This window comes from Terrimonas pollutisoli (assembly GCF_029360765.1).
Taxonomy (GTDB): Bacteria; Bacteroidota; Bacteroidia; order Chitinophagales; family Chitinophagaceae; genus Terrimonas_B; species Terrimonas_B pollutisoli.
In genome coordinates this window covers 171605-189713 of sequence record NZ_JARKNA010000007.1, presented here as the reverse complement: position 1 = coordinate 189713, position 18109 = coordinate 171605, and the positions used below count along the sequence as shown (strand labels likewise).

At 41.3% G+C, this 18109-nt stretch carries 16 protein-coding genes; 10 read left to right on the top strand and 6 right to left on the bottom strand.

From position 1 onward, the window contains the following. The first annotated feature begins 1 nt into the window (after position 1). The 3 genes from P2W73_RS14355 (at position 2) to P2W73_RS14345 (ending at position 2776) form a co-directional block, all read left to right on the top strand. Positions 2-1177, top strand: coding sequence for a glycoside hydrolase family 172 protein (locus tag P2W73_RS14355; protein ID WP_276502754.1), 1176 nt, complete (start codon positions 2-4; stop codon positions 1175-1177). A 20-nt stretch (positions 1178-1197) separates the two neighbouring features. Then, positions 1198-2112 carry an alpha/beta hydrolase gene (locus P2W73_RS14350; RefSeq protein WP_276502753.1) on the top strand — a complete coding sequence of 305 codons (915 nt, stop codon included), beginning with the start codon at positions 1198-1200 and terminating at the stop codon, positions 2110-2112. A gap of 427 nt (positions 2113-2539) precedes the next feature. Beyond that, positions 2540-2776, top strand: coding sequence for a hypothetical protein (locus P2W73_RS14345; RefSeq protein ID WP_276502752.1), 237 nt, complete (start codon positions 2540-2542; stop codon positions 2774-2776). Positions 2777-2886: 110 nt separating this feature from the next. On the opposite strand, the gene P2W73_RS14340 is transcribed toward P2W73_RS14345, so the two are convergent. Beyond that, positions 2887-3354, bottom strand: a complete 468-nt coding sequence (locus tag P2W73_RS14340; protein ID WP_276502751.1) for a hypothetical protein — start codon at positions 3352-3354, stop codon at positions 2887-2889. 117 nt (positions 3355-3471) lie between these two features. After that, on the bottom strand, positions 3472-4314 hold the full coding sequence (locus tag P2W73_RS14335; protein ID WP_276502750.1) for a hypothetical protein: 843 nt from the start codon (positions 4312-4314) through the stop codon (positions 3472-3474). A 288-nt stretch (positions 4315-4602) separates the two neighbouring features. On the opposite strand from P2W73_RS14335, the gene P2W73_RS14330 reads away from it, so the two are divergent. The 4 genes from P2W73_RS14330 to P2W73_RS14315 all read left to right on the top strand — a co-directional run bounded on the left by P2W73_RS14330 (position 4603) and on the right by P2W73_RS14315 (position 8434). Continuing rightward, a complete protein-coding gene (locus tag P2W73_RS14330) occupies positions 4603-6021 on the top strand; it encodes a glycoside hydrolase family 125 protein (protein WP_276502749.1) in 1419 nt (472 codons plus the stop codon). A gap of 190 nt (positions 6022-6211) precedes the next feature. Beyond that, positions 6212-6562 carry a hypothetical protein gene (locus P2W73_RS14325; protein WP_276502748.1) on the top strand — a complete coding sequence of 117 codons (351 nt, stop codon included), beginning with the start codon at positions 6212-6214 and terminating at the stop codon, positions 6560-6562. 59 nt (positions 6563-6621) lie between these two features. After that, positions 6622-7287 (top strand): DinB family protein, encoded by a 666-nt coding sequence (locus P2W73_RS14320; protein WP_276502747.1) that lies wholly within the window; start codon positions 6622-6624, stop codon positions 7285-7287. Between the two features lie 274 nt (positions 7288-7561). Beyond that, positions 7562-8434: a sigma-70 family RNA polymerase sigma factor gene (locus tag P2W73_RS14315; protein ID WP_276502746.1), complete on the top strand. Its 873-nt coding sequence runs from the start codon at positions 7562-7564 to the stop codon at positions 8432-8434. A gap of 3 nt (positions 8435-8437) precedes the next feature. On the opposite strand, the gene P2W73_RS14310 is transcribed toward P2W73_RS14315, so the two are convergent. The 4 genes from P2W73_RS14310 to P2W73_RS14295 all read right to left on the bottom strand — a co-directional run bounded on the left by P2W73_RS14310 (position 8438) and on the right by P2W73_RS14295 (position 11531). Then, positions 8438-8845, bottom strand: coding sequence for a DinB family protein (locus P2W73_RS14310; RefSeq protein ID WP_276502745.1), 408 nt, complete (start codon positions 8843-8845; stop codon positions 8438-8440). A gap of 140 nt (positions 8846-8985) precedes the next feature. Then, a complete protein-coding gene (locus P2W73_RS14305) occupies positions 8986-9969 on the bottom strand; it encodes a T9SS type A sorting domain-containing protein (protein ID WP_276502744.1) in 984 nt (327 codons plus the stop codon). Between the two features lie 389 nt (positions 9970-10358). Beyond that, complete coding sequence (locus tag P2W73_RS14300; protein ID WP_276502743.1) at positions 10359-10826, bottom strand: GNAT family N-acetyltransferase; 468 nt, start codon at positions 10824-10826, stop codon at positions 10359-10361. Positions 10827-10841: 15 nt separating this feature from the next. Then, complete coding sequence (locus tag P2W73_RS14295) at positions 10842-11531, bottom strand: NAD-dependent epimerase/dehydratase family protein (protein WP_276502742.1); 690 nt, start codon at positions 11529-11531, stop codon at positions 10842-10844. 82 nt (positions 11532-11613) lie between these two features. Here P2W73_RS14295 and P2W73_RS14290 point away from each other — a divergent pair, with 82 nt between their 5' ends. From P2W73_RS14290 to P2W73_RS14280, 3 genes are all read left to right on the top strand, one after another. Then, positions 11614-12582 (top strand): ion channel, encoded by a 969-nt coding sequence (locus P2W73_RS14290; RefSeq protein ID WP_276502741.1) that lies wholly within the window; start codon positions 11614-11616, stop codon positions 12580-12582. Between the two features lie 511 nt (positions 12583-13093). Continuing rightward, on the top strand, positions 13094-16282 hold the full coding sequence (locus P2W73_RS14285; RefSeq protein ID WP_276502740.1) for a SusC/RagA family TonB-linked outer membrane protein: 3189 nt from the start codon (positions 13094-13096) through the stop codon (positions 16280-16282). A gap of 19 nt (positions 16283-16301) precedes the next feature. Then, on the top strand, positions 16302-17969 hold the full coding sequence (locus P2W73_RS14280) for a RagB/SusD family nutrient uptake outer membrane protein (RefSeq protein WP_276502739.1): 1668 nt from the start codon (positions 16302-16304) through the stop codon (positions 17967-17969). Positions 17970-18109: the final 140 nt, after the last annotated feature.

The following is an 18109-nucleotide window of genomic DNA, read 5'->3' as shown; positions in this document are numbered from 1 at the left end:
AATGAAAAAAGTTGTAGCTCTTTTTGCAATGCTTGTCGGATTGATTGCCATCAACGCACAGCAAGCTCCTTTTAATGGATTGGATATGAATCTTGGTAATCTCTCAAGATTATCTGATGCAAAGACAAGATCGATCAGTCCTGAAAATTATTCGGGTGCCAGGGGGAGAGGTGGCATGGCCGATCCCAAAGCCGATAGCGCTAAAAAGAATGTTGCCAATGCATGGAGTGCCGCGAGGGACCTGGGTAAAGGATGGAAAGTAAATCCTTTTATTGAAATTGGCAAAGGAGAGACATTTACCATTGCAGAGATTGAGGGCCCGGGTGCTATCCAACACATTTGGATGACACCAACCGGTAACTGGCGTTTTTCCATTATTCGCTTTTATTGGGATGATGAAAAGACTCCTTCTATCGAAGTACCGGTGGGTGATTTTTTTGGAATGGCGTTTAATGAATATGCTCAATTGAATTCACTTCCTGTAACCGTTAATCCCGGCAGTGCATTTAATTGTTATTGGAAAATGCCATTCCGGAAGAAATGTAGGATCACCATGGAGAATATAAACAAGAGCGAAGCCATGCGTTTGTACTACCAGGTCGACTATACATTAACAGAAGTAGGGGATGATGAGGCCTATCTTCATGCTCAGTTCAGAAGATCAAATCCCACGCAGGGATCAATTCATACATTGATTGATGGTATAAAAGGGAAAGGACAATATGTGGGCTGCTATGTTGCATGGAATGTCAATAACAACGTTTGGTGGGGCGAAGGCGAAATAAAATTCTATATGGATGGAGACACCGATTTTCCTACTATCAATGGTACCGGCACTGAAGATTATTTTTGCGGCTCCTACAATTTCGAAAATCAAAAGACAAAACAGTACCAGGAATTTTCTACGGCATATGCAGGATTGCACCAGGTAATACGCCCCGATGGCTTATATCGTTCACAACAGGCATTTGGTATGTATCGCTGGCATATCATGGATCCTGTCCGTTTTGAAAAAGATCTCAAAATAACCATACAGGATCTGGGCTGGCGACATGATGGAAGATATTACCCGCAAAAATCAGATATCTCATCTGTTGTATTCTGGTATCAGCGGGAGCCACATGCACCCTTTCAAAAGCTTCCTTCTAAAGATGATCTTGAAATTCCACGTTGGTAAACAATTAAACAGGCTGGCATATGCAAAAAAGATTTTTTTTATTCTGCAGTATGATGATCAGTACTCTCGTTATCCATGCACAGGAAGTAATTCCTTTATACAACGATAGCGTTCCTAATTCAATACGTTCAAGCTTACAGGAAGTGGCGGACACCGGTAGGGATGGTATCACACGAATAAGCAAAGTAACGAAACCAACATTAACCGTTTATACGCCGCCAGCTGGAAAGGCGAATGGTACCGCGGTTATTATTTGCCCGGGCGGTGGTTACGGCATATTAGCGTTTAATCATGAGGGTATCAATGTAGCAAAAGTTTTTACCGAATGGGGAGTTACAGCTTTCGTCTTGAAATACCGTTTGCCAAATGATGCAATCATGACTGACAAAACCATTGGGCCACTACAAGATGCCCAACGGGCTACTCAATTGGTTCGGGAGAGATCAGCAGAATGGAATATCAATCCAAAGCATGTTGGCATCATGGGCTTTAGTGCGGGGGGACATTTAGCATCCACCGCAGCTACACATTTTGACAAATCGTATATTAATAATTCTTCCAAAACAAAACTGCGACCTGACTTTGCCATATTAGTTTATCCTGTTATCAGCTTCAGCAACGAAATAACACATATGGGAAGCCGCAATAATTTGCTGGGCCCCAATCCGACTGCTGATCAAATAAAATTATTCAGCAACGAACTACAGGTGACAAAGAAAACACCGCCGACATTTCTTGTGCATGCAAAAGATGATAAAGGTGTGCCCCTAGAAAACAGCCTTACATTTATCCGGGCATTGGAGAAGGCAAAAGTGGCGCATGATTCATTTTTTTATGAAAAAGGTGGCCACGGCTTTGGCTTAAACAACTCAACCAGCGATATAAACTGGATGGACAAGGTTAAAAGCTGGATGATGAAAAATAAATGGCTGTAAGCAACGAAAATCAGGATAGGAAAGGGGATAACCGGCGAGTTATCCCCTTTTTATACAGGCAATAGGAAATCTACGATACCGCCTATCGTAGATTTCGTTTAGAAACTGAGCACTTCCCCGCTATTTTGTAACGGTCTATGCCCATAGTTTTGTTGTAGAAGTTGATTGATAGTCATTATCAATCTATATCCAATACCAACTGAGAAAATCGCATATCCAGGTCCGCGAAAAACCGTGAAAATCCAATATCAATCAACTTCTTTTTTATCTCATTGTCGTTTCACCCAATAAGGCAGTCAATACTGGTTCTGAGAAAAATTAGGCCCGGCATCTCGTTAGCCGCTTGCTTCATAATCCAATTCCCTTAGAGGTTTCATTCATCAACCCGGTGCTTATGCGCCAGGTAATTAATCAATAAACCTATCCAATGCAGTTGTTACAAGAAAATCGAATTGCTAATGCGCCGCAAAGACTGAGAAAAGCCTCCTTGCCGCTTTCATCTGTTAATGTCAATAACCGGGCTGGTAAAATGGGAATTGTAAAGCCCATTGGCGGTAAAATAATTAAAAAGAAAAACCTTGAAAAACCAGCCGATTTTTCAACGTGGAGTTTGCCCGAACAGGCTTCAGGTTATATCAAGTGCAGGGAGCATGATTTTTTTTAATTACTTACGCCCTTTAATTCTGAAAATAGTTGCCTTTCTCAGCCCGGCAACTATTTTTTTAAACATAAGTATTCTGTCACCAGTTGGGATTTCAAATTGCACGATTATTTCTAGTTGTCTTTTGTTAAAGCAACAAGCAGTAAAACAAAACCCACAATCATTGCCGAACCCCTGATCCAACTCAGGTGCTGCCAGGTTTGTCCCCTTTTATACCATTCAGCCGGAGAAACAGTACTATTCATACTGTCTGCAAAAAGCATCAGGTTAGGCAAAAAATAAAAAATGGTTGCAATGAGAGCTACCACATAAATACCCAGTGTTATGAGAATGAATTTGCGTCTTGTTTTGAGTTTCCAGTTTAAAATGAATGTGCTAACAGTGGAAAGAATGGTAATAGGATGGGCGGTCATCCAAAAGTTTCCATCCTGTATATCGAAATCGGTGATGATTTTGTTTGACTCAGGAAGGTGAGAAAGATAGCCAGGAAAAAAAACAATATGCGAATACAAAATAGCGCCAACAAGTGCGGCCCAGCTTGTAATTGCCAAAAAAAGAGAAATCTGTCTTGCTTGTGTCATGATTTTTTTCCTGGTTGATAAGAAGGTTTAAGTTTTTTCTTTGAAACTCATTTGCTGGCATTTCATTTTAATTCGATTATGTAGCGGATTAAAAAGCAACTGCAAACGGTCTGCTGGTTACTTCAGCGATTTTAACCAATCTTCCGCAAAAGCCCTTGCCGGTTCGGTCACTTCCTTTCCCGCCCTGAAACCTTGCTTCCATTCTGTTCTTTTTCCTTCGTAAGCGGGGTTTACAAATCTTTTCTTGCCATATTTTTCTACTAGTGCTGCATTGTAATCGATACCCTTTGTATAATCGAGCATTTTTTGAAGTTTGTCGGCGATAAAGACATTGATATTTTCGGGATAGTCAGTTTTCCATTTTTGCAGGTATTCGTTGTATCGTTTTACATCATTTTCCTGCTGGTATTTTTCGCCCATGGCGATAGATGAAAAATATTGATGATTGGGGTCCTGATAGTCTTTCAGATTTTTGCGAAGCATATCCAGTACAGGCTTAACACCTTTCGCTATTTCAGGGGTCAGTTCCTTCATGGTTTTCTCCGCGTCTTTTATTCCTTTTTCTGTTTTAGCGATTTCATCTTTCTGTATTTCGGCGATGCTGCGAAGAGGTTTCAGCACAGGCTCCTGTGGTTTGGCGCTGTTTCGCAATTGCTCGTATTGTTTTTTAAATTCGGCGCCGCTGATATATTCTTTGGTAAAAGCCAACAAATCTTTCGCCACAGCAGCACGATCATTAATTGCCAGGTTCTTTGCATTCTTTACACCATAGTAATAAAGATAGCCGTTCAAAAAGCTGTTTTTGATGCCATCAATACCAGCTTGTTTTGACAGGCCCAGCATTTTCCATACATCGTCTGTCATTTGTTTAGCCTGGTAAGAGGACAATAAAAAGCTGCTGCTAACCAACAAGCATAACATGATAAATCCTGATGCCCGGGTAATTCTTCTGCGTTTCATAAAAATAAGGTTTAAGCCTGCCGAAGGGCAGGCAAGGTTAAAGTTTTTTGATGGGCTAAAGATTTACCATTATCGTCTGACAAACAATAACGGCTTACATGATTTGAGTAAAGTTGAGGACGAACTGAGGTTTAGTTGTAACGCTTTGATTGTTGGAAACTAATATTAAAATATTTTTTCTATCGGTGTCAGGGTTTTTCCAAAATTCCCTGTCCTTATCCGGGTAAAACTCTGTTTGGCCGGGTTTGCACGACTGGTTAATTTTGGAAGGAACGAATAAAATTGCTTATGCATCGAAAACAATTCCTGCAACGATCTGCTGTTATTACAACGGGCATTTTATTGCGCCCCAGTCTTTCATTTGCTAATGGTAATGAATTCCCGGTTGTACGCATACCTGAGTCACAACGCAAGTTCAAGAGCATGGCAGTGGAAAAAGCCATTGCCGAAGTAAAAGCTAAGACAGGTAATAAAGAGATCGCCTGGTTGTTTGAAAACTGTTTTCCCAACACGTTGGATACAACAGTTGATTTTGAAATGATCAATGGCAAACCGGATACCTATGTGATCACCGGTGATATTGATGCCATGTGGCTGCGGGATAGCACGGCCCAGGTTTGGCCCTATCTCACTTTGACGAAGAACGACCAGGATTTGCATCACCTCGTCACGGGTGTTATCAACCGGCAGGTTAAATGCATTCTGAAAGATCCTTATGCCAATGCTTTTTATAAAGACGAAAATAAAAGAGGCGAATGGAAGGATGATTTAACTGAGATGAAACCGGGCCTGCACGAACGCAAATGGGAGATCGATTCGTTGTGCTATCCCATCCGGTTGAGTTATCATTACTGGAAGATCACGGGAGACAAACAGGCATTCGACGCACAATGGAAAGAAGCGATTGCATTGGTCGTAAAAACTTTTAAAGAGCAGCAACGTAAAAATGGGAATGGGCCGTACAGTTTCCAACGCAGCACTTCCTGGGCCACTGATGGTGTGCCGCTGGGAGGCTATGGCTACCCGGTAAAGCCTGTTGGTCTTATTTGTTCCACATTCCGTCCAAGTGACGATGCCACAATCTATAATTTCCTTATACCTTCCAATTTCTTTGCTGTGGTTAGTTTGAAACAGGCTGCTGAAATGGTGAAGGCATTGCATGGCGACACGGCTCTCTCCAATGAATGCAGTGCTTTGGCAAAAGAAGTGGAACAGGCATTAAAGCAATATGCCACTGTTTCGCACCCGCAGTTTGGCAAAGTGTATGCGTATGAAGTAAATGGCTTTGGTAGTTACAACCTGATGGATGATGCGAACATTCCAAGCCTGTTATCTTTGCCTTACCTCGGAGCGGTGAAGAACACAGATCCCGTTTATATCAATACAAGAAAATTATTATTGTCACCGGAAAATCCATTTTTCTTCAAAGGAAAAGCGGGTGAAGGAATTGGTGGCCCACATGCCGGTATTGATATGATATGGCCATTGAGCATTATTATCCGGGGTTTGACCAGCAACAGTGATGCGGAAATTAAAAAATGCCTTAACCTGTTGCAGCATTGCCATGGTGGCACCGGGTTTATGCACGAGTCATTTCACAAAGATGATGCGAAGAAATTTACCCGGGCATGGTTTGCATGGGCCAATACAATTTTTGGTGAGTTTGTATGGAAAGTGCATAAAGAAAGGCCACATTTATTGCGATAAGGAGGGCATAATTTTTTGTCGCTTTCGAATGTACCCGTAAAGACCTGGAACCGCCGTGGCGAATTGAAACGGGTGTTATTTTAGCGCCAGGTTATACAAGCTATTCTTTATTATTGTCAGGCTACTGGCACCAATAAATTGCTACAATTTTGAAAAACAAGTTGTACATTAAACCAAAATTTTAACTCTCATGAGAAAGTATACTGTCCTTTCATTGTTAGTCATTGTCGCAATTGTTTTTTCTTACTGCAGCAGCGGCAAAAAAGCCGCGAAAGCTGCTCCGAAACTGAGTTACGAAAACAGTGTTCATTCAACTATCGTTGGCTATTGCAGCCCCTGTCATATTCCGGAAAAAGGCGGGAAGAAAAAAGCATACGATAATTATGCTAATGTAAAGGCAGATATTGATGAGATCATCCGTCGCATGGAACTCAACCCCACTGAGAAAGGGTTTATGCCCTTCAAGAAAACAGAAAAATTGAGCGATAGCACCATTGCAGTATTTAAAAAATGGAAAGAAGAAGGGCTGTTGGAAAAATAATGGTGTATGTTGATGCGTACCCTTGCCGATCATGTTTTCGGTTTCACTAAAAATCTCTTATGAAAAAGACAACGGGCAATGCAGGGCGGAGACATTTTATTAAAACGGCTACTACTATCACTACCAGCCTCGCCGGACTTCCCTTTATTCCGCAAGACACATGGGCCATGGATCGAATGGCGGATGATAGTATTCATATCATTGGACCGAAAGAAGGCTATTCACCTCACATAGGGACACTTGTATCTATGATGAACTGGATGCGGATGGTAGTATTGCGGTCAGTAAAGGATATGACCAAAGACCAACTCGATTATCTGCACGATCCCAAGGCAAATACCATTGGCGCCATGTTGTTGCACCTGGCGGCAACCGAAGCATTTTACCGGGCCAATACTTTTGAAGGAAGAAGTGATTATAATGCGGCAGAAAAAGCAAAGTGGGGCGCAGCGATGAACCTTGGTGATGAGGGACGGAAGCAGATAAAGGATAATGACCTGAATTACTATTTGGACATTCTCAGTTCAACACGGGAAGCCACACTCGCTGAATTCAAAAAACGGGATGATAAATGGCTGATGACCGTTGATTCAAGTTTTTTCGGCAACCAACCTACAAATAATTATTGCAAATGGTTTCATGTAGTAGAACATGAATCAAATCACAACGGGCAAATCAAATGGATCAAAAGCCGGTTGCCCGGGGCTAAAGCAGGCAATGATTGAAGTTGTTTTAATATAGAAAATTACTAATATTTCTTCCTTGCATTGAAAATCATCCCTCTACAGATTATTCTTCATAGTTAAGTTTCAACGAGCAAATTCAGGATGCTCACTTCTATTTCTTTTTAACAAAATTGTAGCATAAACTCTACAAGCCCTCCTTTACAAATATTACATGTAAATGAGACACTAATCTATTTTCTTCGCCTGTTTGTCTCCGTTACTTTACAGTGTCCTATCCTAAGTAATCGCATTTTAAAATAAAAAACGTCCCCTTATGCGTCAGCTTAAGATCACTAAGTCTATAACTAACCGTGAATCCCCCAGCCTGGAAAAATACCTCCAGGAAATTGGCAGGGTACCCCTTGTCTCAGCCGAAGAGGAAGTGTGCCTGATGGCCCGTATCAAACAAGGCGACAAAATTGCACTTGACAAACTGGTAAAAGCCAATCTCCGGTTTGTTGTATCGGTGGCCAAACAATACCAGGGGCAGGGACTTTCACTGCCGGATCTGATCAATGAAGGGAATATAGGCCTGATCAAGTCAGTCGAGCGTTTTGATGATACAAGAGGGTTTAAATTTATTTCCTTTGCTGTGTGGTGGATCCGTCAAAGCATCATTAAAGCGATTGCTGATCATGCCCGCCTGGTTCGTTTACCGCTAAACAAGGTAGTATTGGGTGGCCGCATCCACAAGGCCAGTGCAATTCTGGAGCAGGAACTGGGAAGAGTTCCGTCAGCAGAAGAGTTGGCCGAGTTCCTGGAAATGGATCCCGCTGATGTGGCAGCACAGATGGATATGAAAGATCATCATGTGAGCCTGGATACGCCTTTTTCGGATGAAGATGATGGCAGCCTGCTTGACACACTCGAAAATCACAACGCAGAAAAAACCGATCTAAAAGTGCATCATGCAGAATCATTAAAGATGGAGATCGAAAGATCCCTGCAAACACTTCCCGAACGGCATAAAAAAATGATCTGTTACTTTTTCGGAATCGGTGTTGATTATCCGCTTAGCCTCGAGGATATCAGCCAGCGCTTCGATATTACACCTGAAAGAGTAAGACAGATCAAAGACAAAGCCATCACTAAACTGAGGGCCAGTCAAAACTTTAACCAGCTTCGCACCTTTTTAGGCGGCGTATAAACATCAAAAAACATATTCAGGGGCATTAATCCCATTGCAACGAAGGTAGGCGATTGCTTGTCCGCGATGATGCGTGATATGGTCTATTGTTGCCTGGAATCCTTTGATGAAATTTTCATCCACTTCACCTTTTGTTATTAATTGCTTTAGGCTATCATAATTTTTATGGAGATAGTCTATCACTTCTTTTTTGTCTTTGCTTACGGCAGTAGGTGACCAATCTGTTTTTACACCTAGAATGTAATTATCCTGCCACCAGCTAATGCCATAGCCGATATGGTGTAATTGTTCTAAGAAACTCCAGACGGGAGCAGCAGGTTTGAAGGAATAGTTTTTTTCAGGCATTGCTTCCGCTACTGCCAGGGTGTAGTTTTTTGAGTTTTCCAGTGTTGTCAATAAATGCTCTTTCATGTTATTTCTAATTTATTGACAAAACTAAAATGCGGTGAACCGGCGGGGTTTAGAAATCTTGCTATTCATTATAACAAAAAAGGATCTCTGGAAAGAGACCCTTGATTTGTCTTGGTGGAACGGGAACGATTTCTAAGAAATCAAATTTTGACATAGCGAAGGTTGGTGGCTTCTGCTGTCAGCTTGTTGGTGATTCGGATAAAATAGATGCCTTTTGGCAAAGAAGGTAATTCAACACTGGTTTTTGAAATGACAGTAGTGTAAAGTAAGTTTCCTGCGGTGTTTAATAATGCCAGCTCGTAATTTTTGTAATCGGTGATACCGGTCATGCTAATCGTATTGCCAGTGTTGGGAACCGGGTAAAGAGATACGCTGTTCGAAGCAGAAACATATTTTACCGTCCTGGTTTCTGAATAACTTGTCTTCCCATCGTGATCAGTTTGTTTAATGCGGTAGTGCAGGGTGCCTGTTACAGGGGCATTGTCATATACTTCATAGTTTTTTTCTTCCGCTGAGTTTCCTGCACCCTTTACGGTCTTAATAGCAGTCCATTCATTATTACCTGCGGAACGCTCTACCGTAAAAAAATCATTATTGATCTCCGTGGCTGTTTGCCATTGCAGCTTCACTTTTTGCTGTTCGGGCACGGCCGAAAAACTAACCATCTTTACCGGGAGAATACCGGCAAAAGCATAGGAAACAACCTGATGACTAATACCGTCACCTTCTATTTCAATATTTATTGTTTTTAGTGACATAGTACTGAGTGTAGCAGTGGCACAATCACTGACAGTTCTCCATACATTAGAGTGGGAAACTACTGAGCCTGTTCCTTGTTTATTAGGGAGCTTAAAAGAATGCGATACTGAGCTATTGGTAACAGTGCCCTGCAGGGTATGAAGATTTTTGGGAATATTGCTACCAGTATAAGTAATAACGTAGTTCAGGAGAAGATTGTAATTATATCCCGACGGGCAACTTTTTGCATTGATAACGAGGGCTACCGGCTCCACATAAACGTTTACGCTATAACCTTTGGTAGACTGAATACTGACCTGTGAAAAGGAGTTGTTGCTGAATAAGGAGAAGGTAATAGCTAAAATTGTGTGTACAGTTAGTTTCATAGTTTGGATTTAGTACGTGATCAAATCGAAGGTAAAACAAGGTAAAACTTCGCAGTTGTCATAGTATTTTCTGCAATTTTTTTTGAAAAGTTGCTATATTGAAAATAAAGTGTTGATTATTAAAGTTTACTAAATTTTAGCATCAGCAGGCTCCCCATGATTCTAATGGGGTATAGAAAAATTTTATAGGTGTATGCACTTGGAAAAACGTTGAAATAAGGGCGGGATTCATACTCGCCTGGGAGTATTTACCCGGTGAGATTTGCTCCTGCTTTGACGGCTGGCTGATGAATACGATCGAAAATTTTCGATAGTTGGCAGCCTTAATGCAGGTACAGATTGACGTCCGTAAATAAATTACCGTGGCAGGATATAAACTGGTATTATGATTAGCCAATCTTTTTTTCAAAACAGATAGCCGTAGAATCGTCCACCCATTTACCGAATGCGGGGATTCGGGTAAATCCCTCCTTTTCGTAAAAACGAAGTGCTTCGGGTTGAGGAGCACCTGCCCTGAGTTTTAGCAGGATGAAATTATTTTCTTTTGCATGCTTTACAGCAGCTGCCATTAGTTTTTGAGCAATGCCACAACCACGGTAGCCAGGTGAAACATACATCATATCGATTTCACTTTCGGTGTTGTTTAATGGTGCAATGGCAATGCTGCCCACCGGTTTGTCAGCAGCATCGCTGGCAATCCAAAAACCGGCATTGCCAGCCGCAAATGAAGCAACGTCGAATGGATTGGGAGCTTCGAAACCATAGCGGCTTTGAATTTCCTCCCACAAGGCAGCCGACATCAATTGCGCTTCTGCAGAGCCAGGTGAGACTTTTTTTATGGTAACGACTTTATTCATTCGGGTTTTGCCAATTTACTTTGTTGGAACACTGGCGGCTATGTTTTCTCTTGCCAGTTGTACGATATCTTTTACTTCGATGATGTTTTTTGAGTATCCATTCAGTCCAACCCGGATCATGGCCAGCCCAAGCTCCTTCAGGGTTGACACGGACTTCGGGAAAAAGACTCTGAGAAATGGATACAACCAGCCCAAATATTTGTACCCTTTCAAGGTGTTTTTTAATCCTTTTGTCGGGTGCATGTACCCCGGCCTGAAAGCATAGACATTTTTGAAGGGCAGTGTCATTAAATCATTTTCTGTCTTGCCTTTAACCCTCGCCCACATCAGCCTGCCTTTTTCTGTGCTGTCTGTACCGCGACCCGAGATGTAACAAAACACCATAGCAGGATTTTTTTTCACTACTGTTTCAGCAAAAGATAAAGTAAGTGTGTAGGTGAGGCGATGATAGTCGGATTCTTTCATTCCAACGGAAGAAACACCCAGGCAAAAAAGACAGGTAGTATAGCCGGCCAATTGGTCTGCTATAGGATTGATATCAAAAAAATCTTCGTGTATGATCTCTTCCAGTTTGGGATGTTGCACACCACAAGACCTGCGATTGATCACCAATATTTTTTCAACCTGCTCATGTTGCAGACATTCATGCAATACACCTTCACCCACCATACCCGTCGCACCCGTCAGCAATACTTTTAATTTCATAAACCAAATATACCTTCATTGATGTAACGAAGAAAAGCGAACTTGTTTTTTTCTATTTTGTTGTTTAATACAATTATCATTTATGTCTGTACTGAAGCGAATCAATCCCTTTTCGAGAACCAACAACGATACTGGTTTTGGAACCAATGTAAACAGTTTTGGCGGCCGTTTTATCAACCGCGACGGCAGCTATAATCTTAAAAAAACCGGTGTTTCGGCTTGGGACAGGTTTAGTCTTTTTCATACCATGCTGAATATGCCGCTATGGAAATTCGTTACGGTAATTGTTTTGTTTTTTCTTACTATCAATTTGTTTTTTGCAATCATTTATTACTTGATCGGCGCAAGTGGTTTTACCGGAATCATTGCTTCTAATGACTGGCAGGAATTTAAAGAGCTTTATTTTTTTAGTGCAGAAACTTTTACCACGGTGGGATATGGACGGGTGAATCCTGTTGGTGATGCTGCCAATATGGTGGCTGCTATCGAAGCCATGGGTGGTTTTCTTTCATTTGCTGTAGCCACGGGTCTTATTTATGGAAGATTTGCCAGGCCCAAATCGCATATTGCCTTTAGCGATCATGCATTGATAGCGCCTTACCAGGATAAAAAGGCGCTGATGTTTCGCATTGCATCTTATAAGGACAATCATAATCTTACAGATGCTGTGATAAAAGTGAATTTGGCGTTGCAGGTGCAGGAAAATGAAAAACTGAGTTATAAGTTTTATGAACTGCCATTGGAAAGAAGCCGGGTAGATACGCTGATGATGAACTGGACCGTAGTGCATCCTATTGATGAAAATAGCCCTTTATTGGGATTAACAGAAGAAGATTATCGGGCAGCGGATGTAGAAATATATGTACAAGTGGGAGGCTTTGATGATGTGTATTCCACTACGGTTATTCAGCGTACTTCTTATACTTACGATGAAATAATCTTCGATGCAAAATTTGCGACCATGTATCACGAAAGCGAGGATGGAAAGACTACAATACTTGAGCTGGATAAACTCAGCAGTTACCGTAAACTGTACAATGACGAGTCTTAAAAAAACAAGCACTTACTAATTCAGAAATTTCTGAATGACGCAGTAAGTAACAAAGTAAATCTTTTGAAAAAGATTTTGATAGAACTTTTGAACATAAAATTCAATAAAGAGAGATGGCCGTTATGAAATCGTGAAATTTTTTTTCAGTATGTCTATTCGTTTTGTATCTTCATCTGCACTTGCCTCATTTATTATTTAGTAAGAAGTAATATTTTTTTATAGGGCATTCGCCCGGTACAACGATGAGCTGCACATATAATAATCATTCCCGCTAACGAGCAAAACGCCATAGAACTTATCCTTGCTAAATGCTTGCACTGATCCTCATTCCTGGCAAAATGAATAAAACGCCGGGCAGGGATCGTATTTGTTAGCTACTAAAAAAATCTGGTAAAAATAATTATGCCGGGACAGGTTTATTGTTCCCGTGAGAAGCTATTATAGAAATCTGAAGTATCAGCAGGCTAAGTGATACTCCGGATTTTATTTATTCACCAAAACAAAAAATCACATGAGAAAACTGCTAATCGTCACGGTTTGCAGCATGCTATGTATTGTGCAAACAGCATGGACGCAAACAGTAGAAATTTCCGGTAAAGTAACAGACAGTAAAGATCTTCCTATTCCGGGAGCCACGGTGCAGGAAAAAGGCTCGAGGTCAGGCACGGTCACAGATACCAACGGTGGATTTAAAATGAAGGTAAAACCCGGTGCTAAACTGGTTGTTTCCAGTGTAGGTTTTGATCAGCAGGAAGTGGCTGTAGGTAGTTCTGGATTACTTAGTATTGCGCTGAAAGAAGGTAGCCAGGCATTGAGTGAGGTGGTGGTTACAGGTACGGGCATTGCAACAAGTAAAAAGAAGTTGGGTATTTCTGTTGAATCAATTTCTGCCGATAAACTGCCATCGGCGCCGACGGCTTCTGTTGACCAGGCGCTGGTAGGTAAAATTGCCGGGGCTCAAATCAGCAGTACGAATGGCTCACCCGGCAGACCCACAAATATTTTGCTACGGGGTATCAATACTATTAACCGGGGTACCTCTCCCATGATCTTATTAGACGGTCTCGAAGTAAGGGCAACGGATCTGAATTCGCTTGACTTAAGCGGTATAGAAAGAATTGAAGTTGTTCAGGGAGCAGCGGCTGCCACTATATATGGTGCGCAAGGAGCCAATGGGGTCATTCAGTTGTTTTCTAAAAAAGGGAAAGCCGGAAAAATAAGGATTGATATTTCTTCCAATGCTTCGATGAACACTATGTTAAACGAAGGGGATGTAAGCAAAGCCCGCCTGCATCCTTTTACAACCAATGCAAACGGAGAAGTAATTGCCTCTTCAGGAAACCTTATTGCGTTGGATCCTGCTATCAGTGTCTACAGGGAAAACGTACAGGTGAACCTGGTTGACCCAACTACAACAACCAGCAAACTCTATGATAAAAACCTGCAGTATTATGACCACTATAAAATGTTTTTTGAAACAGCCTATACCACTAATAATTCCATTACTATTTCAGGTGCAAAGGAAAAAATGGATTTCAGTTTCGCCGTTTCTGATAACAGGCAAACCAGCACATTCAGAAATAATGGAAAATATTCCCGTTCCAACCTGCTTTCGAATCTTGGTGTTGAGTTGGCAAAAAATTTAAAGTTCAGGAGCATTACCCAATTAGTATATACCAGGAATACTTTAAACGATGCCACCGGCAGGGGTATCATTTTTGCCTTAAACAACTCCAGGCCATTTGCCAACTATGATTACCAAATGCCCGATGGAAATTATGGCTATTATTTTGGCGATGCTACAGGCGTTAACGGGTATAACCCCAATTACAGGACTCAATACTCCAGCAACCTGGATAATAAAATTGATGTCGTTCAGAATTTCAATCTTAATTACAAACCTATGCGGTTTGTCGAGTTAGATGTGAAGTATGGTTTAAACCACCAGACACAGGATGTTATTTATGATGTAAAGCCGCAGGACGATAATGCCAGCGCAAAATTCTGGGGCACCCGGTGGTGGACAGGAAATTATGCACCCACACCATCAGTAGGGACGTCCGGTTCAATTGATAATTTCAGGTACAGAACCACCTTCCAGAATTTTATAAGTACTGCCACTTTTAATACAGATTTTAAGCAAGATTTCAATATTAATATTCCCATAAAAACAACGACATTATTTGCTTTCGACTATCGTAAAAACGTATTCAAGCAATATATTACCTGGGGTGCTGACGCCCCTTTTTATACCCCATATACCGCCAGCCAGATGGTTACTTACCGTATCCAGTCTGACTATACTGAACCATTTGTTACCTATGGTTATTTGGCAAACCAGCGTTTTGAATATGGCGAAATTGCGGGTATTTCAGGAGGTATCAGAAGTGACTACTCTTCTGCATTTGGTGGTGGTTCAAAACCTTTTACTTTCCCCCGCGGCGACGCATATCTCCGGCTTTCTTCTTTTGGTTTTTGGAAAGATGGCAAAATGGGTAACGTTTTATCCGAGTTTAAATTAAGGGCAGCGTATGGAGAAGCAGGTATTCAGCCAAGGCCTTTTGACCGCTACTTAGTTCTCAATACAGTTAACTTAGGTTCTAATGTCGCATTTACATTTCCAACAAGCAATCCTAATCCTAACCTTGACGTAGAAGTTTCAAAAGAATTTGAAATAGGTACGGATATGACCTTTCGGGGACTGAAAGGGGCTTGGTTAAGTAGTATTAATATTTCAGCTACTTATTGGGACCGCAGTACAGATAATGCTATATATAATGTTGACCTTCCGGCTAGCACAGGAATCGGTACAATTAGAGATAATGCATTTGGTTTAGCCTCCACCGGGTTTCAGGCTTCTTTGAATACTAATGTATTAAAAAGCAAAAATATCACCTGGGGTTTTACCAGCAATTTCAGTAAACAGAGCTCAAAAATCACTTCTGTTAAGGGTGGAACAGAAATAGTAGTATTATCAAATGCCGGCAGCAGTAATTATGTGTTGAAAGCCGGAGAAAAAATCGGCCAGTTGTATGGAAACTTATTACTTCATGCGGTGGACCAGTTAGATCCGGGCGGCAATCCTTACATAGCTAAAAATTTGCAGGCTAACTATACCGTAGCCAGCAATGGCTGGGTGGTTGATAAAGCAACAAAACAACCATTTGTAACACCGGGGAAAGTAAGCTTTGGTGATCCTAATCCAAAGTTTAATATGTCCTTTATTAATGATGTGAGCTTTGAAAACAATCTTATTCTTTCCATGCAGTGGGATTGGGTATATGGCAGTCACTTGTATAACCAGACAAAAGAATGGATGTACAGGGATGGTATCCATAGAGATTATGCCGACCCGGTAACAATAGATGGGCAGACCGGCGCTTACACAGCTTTTTACCGCGGCGTTTATGCACAGGTGCAAGCTAATGGTACCAAGAACTATTTTTATGAGGATGCGTCTTTTTTAAGGTTAAGAAACCTTTCTGTTGCGTATGACCTGGCAAAAATCATTAACAGCCCTTTGATCCAACGATTGCAGCTTGTGTTGATGGCCCGCAACCTGGTGACCTTTACAAAATACACAGGTTTCGACCCTGAAATAAGTTCCGGAACCAGTAATTCTGCTTTTGACAGGGGTGTGGATCATAATACAGTACCCAATCTCAGGTCTTACCAGGTAGGAATAAATGTAGGCTTCTAACAATTAAAACGATAAGACAATGAAAAAAATACAAATTATATTTTTTGCAACAATACTTTTTAGCAGTATTATTTCCTGCAAAAAACAATTAGAAGTAAAAAATCCGAATCAACCTATTCCTGAAAGTGCTATCACCGAAGCGGGTACTATTGCTCTGGCTCAGGGAGGTATTTATAGAAATGGGTTCAGGGACCTTAAATATTCAGACGGTGTTTATGGGTTTTTCTGGTCTGGGGCTATTGGTTTTCATGAAATGATGGGGGATGCCATACAAGTGGAGGCTGCCAATGCATTTATTAACCAGATAGGTTGCCCTGATAAAGTTACTCTTGATAATGGTACTGTAGTGCTTAATCCCAATTCACCTAATACACAAAAGGCGTTAGTCCGCAATGTTGTTAATTTCAACAGTAACCAGGGACAAAATACGCTTTATTATGAGTGGGCTTATATGTATTCCATGATCAATGCCTGCAACACTATATTATATACTGTTGAAAAAACCAGCTTCTTGTCAGAAGCAGCAACAAAAAAAGCTACCATCCAGGCATGGGCCTATTGGTGGAAGGGATTTGCTTATGCCCGTATCGGGTCTATTTATTACGCAGGTGTAATTAATAATTCAGATGGTGCAATTGTTAATAATACCGCAGGTAAAACCAATGCTAATTATGTAACTAAAGAAGCCATTATATCAGAATCGAATAGGGTACTTGATTTAGCAACGGCCGCTTTAAATACCGTTACAACTGTTACGGCTTATAATGAAGTATTGGGTAAATTGATCCCAAGTTTTTGCCAGGTGGGTAAAGGTGGCATTTTAACCACTGATATGTGGAAAAGAAATATTAATACCTTAAAAGCAAGGAACATATTAGTAAACACACCGGTTGCTACTATGACGGCGGACCAGTGGACTTCTATTCTTACTCTCACCAATGATGGTGTTCTGGCCACTGATAAAGTATTTACAGGAAGGTCAAATACCGCAGGTGATTTTCTTTCTGCCACCAGCGGCACTGTAGCTTCCAAAGTTCAAAGTGCATTGGCCGGGGGTAATACCTATAAATTAAGTGAACGTTTAGTACAGGATTTTAAACCAGGAGATAAACGTCTTGCCAATAATGTAGCACAAACAGTTACATGGATTGGCAACGGTGACCGGGGACATGTGTTTAACACCCGTTACCGGTTAATCAATAAGGGCACCGGTCTTGCAGGGGTTAAGGTGTATACAAATACAGATGCGGGTGGCGAGGAAACTTTTCTTGCCGGCAGCTTCGAAGAAAATGAATTGATGAAAGCTGAAGCTTTGATTTATACAGGCAGTATAGATGCAGGATTGGCGCTTATAGATGCAGTGCGTAATTCGCAGGGTGCAGGATTGTCTGCTGTTAGTGGTACGGGCCTTACATTGACGGAAGCCAAAGAAGAATTAAGAAGAGAAAGAAGGGTGGCCTTGCCTTTTATTGGATTATCCTTCTATGATGCACGTCGTTGGGGAATTATTAACCCTGTATCAGAAGGCGGTGGAAGAACAGGTGCGGTAGTGATCACCGGTAGCGGTGCAGTGAATACCAATGCAACTATTGAATACAATTTCCTGGATTATTGGGATGTTCCGGACAATGAATTGGTATATAATCCACCTTCGGCTGGCAGCGCACCGGTAAAGAATCCGAAATAATCAATTGCTCTTATTTGCAGGAACAAAAAATCCTAAACTATAAATCATAGCTATCTGGTTGCCCAGGCATACAAATCAAAATTAAACTGTGATGCTTGACAAAAGGGTTTATGACCGGGATACCATTGGTTAATAGTTGA

Bases quoted from the DNA above. Each gene is read 5' to 3' on its own strand.
- P2W73_RS14355 (WP_276502754.1), top strand. From the start codon at position 2: ATGAAAAAAGTTGTAGCTCTTTTTGCAATGCTTGTCGGATTGATTGCC.
- P2W73_RS14350 (WP_276502753.1), top strand. From the start codon at position 1,198: ATGCAAAAAAGATTTTTTTTATTCTGCAGTATGATGATCAGTACTCTC.
- P2W73_RS14345 (WP_276502752.1), top strand. From the start codon at position 2,540: ATGCAGTTGTTACAAGAAAATCGAATTGCTAATGCGCCGCAAAGACTG.
- P2W73_RS14340 (WP_276502751.1), bottom strand. From the start codon at position 3,354: ATGACACAAGCAAGACAGATTTCTCTTTTTTTGGCAATTACAAGCTGG.
- P2W73_RS14335 (WP_276502750.1), bottom strand. From the start codon at position 4,314: ATGAAACGCAGAAGAATTACCCGGGCATCAGGATTTATCATGTTATGC.
- P2W73_RS14330 (WP_276502749.1), top strand. From the start codon at position 4,603: ATGCATCGAAAACAATTCCTGCAACGATCTGCTGTTATTACAACGGGC.
- P2W73_RS14325 (WP_276502748.1), top strand. From the start codon at position 6,212: ATGAGAAAGTATACTGTCCTTTCATTGTTAGTCATTGTCGCAATTGTT.
- P2W73_RS14320 (WP_276502747.1), top strand. From the start codon at position 6,622: ATGAAAAAGACAACGGGCAATGCAGGGCGGAGACATTTTATTAAAACG.
- P2W73_RS14315 (WP_276502746.1), top strand. From the start codon at position 7,562: ATGCGTCAGCTTAAGATCACTAAGTCTATAACTAACCGTGAATCCCCC.
- P2W73_RS14310 (WP_276502745.1), bottom strand. From the start codon at position 8,845: ATGAAAGAGCATTTATTGACAACACTGGAAAACTCAAAAAACTACACC.
- P2W73_RS14305 (WP_276502744.1), bottom strand. From the start codon at position 9,969: ATGAAACTAACTGTACACACAATTTTAGCTATTACCTTCTCCTTATTC.
- P2W73_RS14300 (WP_276502743.1), bottom strand. From the start codon at position 10,826: ATGAATAAAGTCGTTACCATAAAAAAAGTCTCACCTGGCTCTGCAGAA.
- P2W73_RS14295 (WP_276502742.1), bottom strand. From the start codon at position 11,531: ATGAAATTAAAAGTATTGCTGACGGGTGCGACGGGTATGGTGGGTGAA.
- P2W73_RS14290 (WP_276502741.1), top strand. From the start codon at position 11,614: ATGTCTGTACTGAAGCGAATCAATCCCTTTTCGAGAACCAACAACGAT.
- P2W73_RS14285 (WP_276502740.1), top strand. From the start codon at position 13,094: ATGAGAAAACTGCTAATCGTCACGGTTTGCAGCATGCTATGTATTGTG.
- P2W73_RS14280 (WP_276502739.1), top strand. From the start codon at position 16,302: ATGAAAAAAATACAAATTATATTTTTTGCAACAATACTTTTTAGCAGT.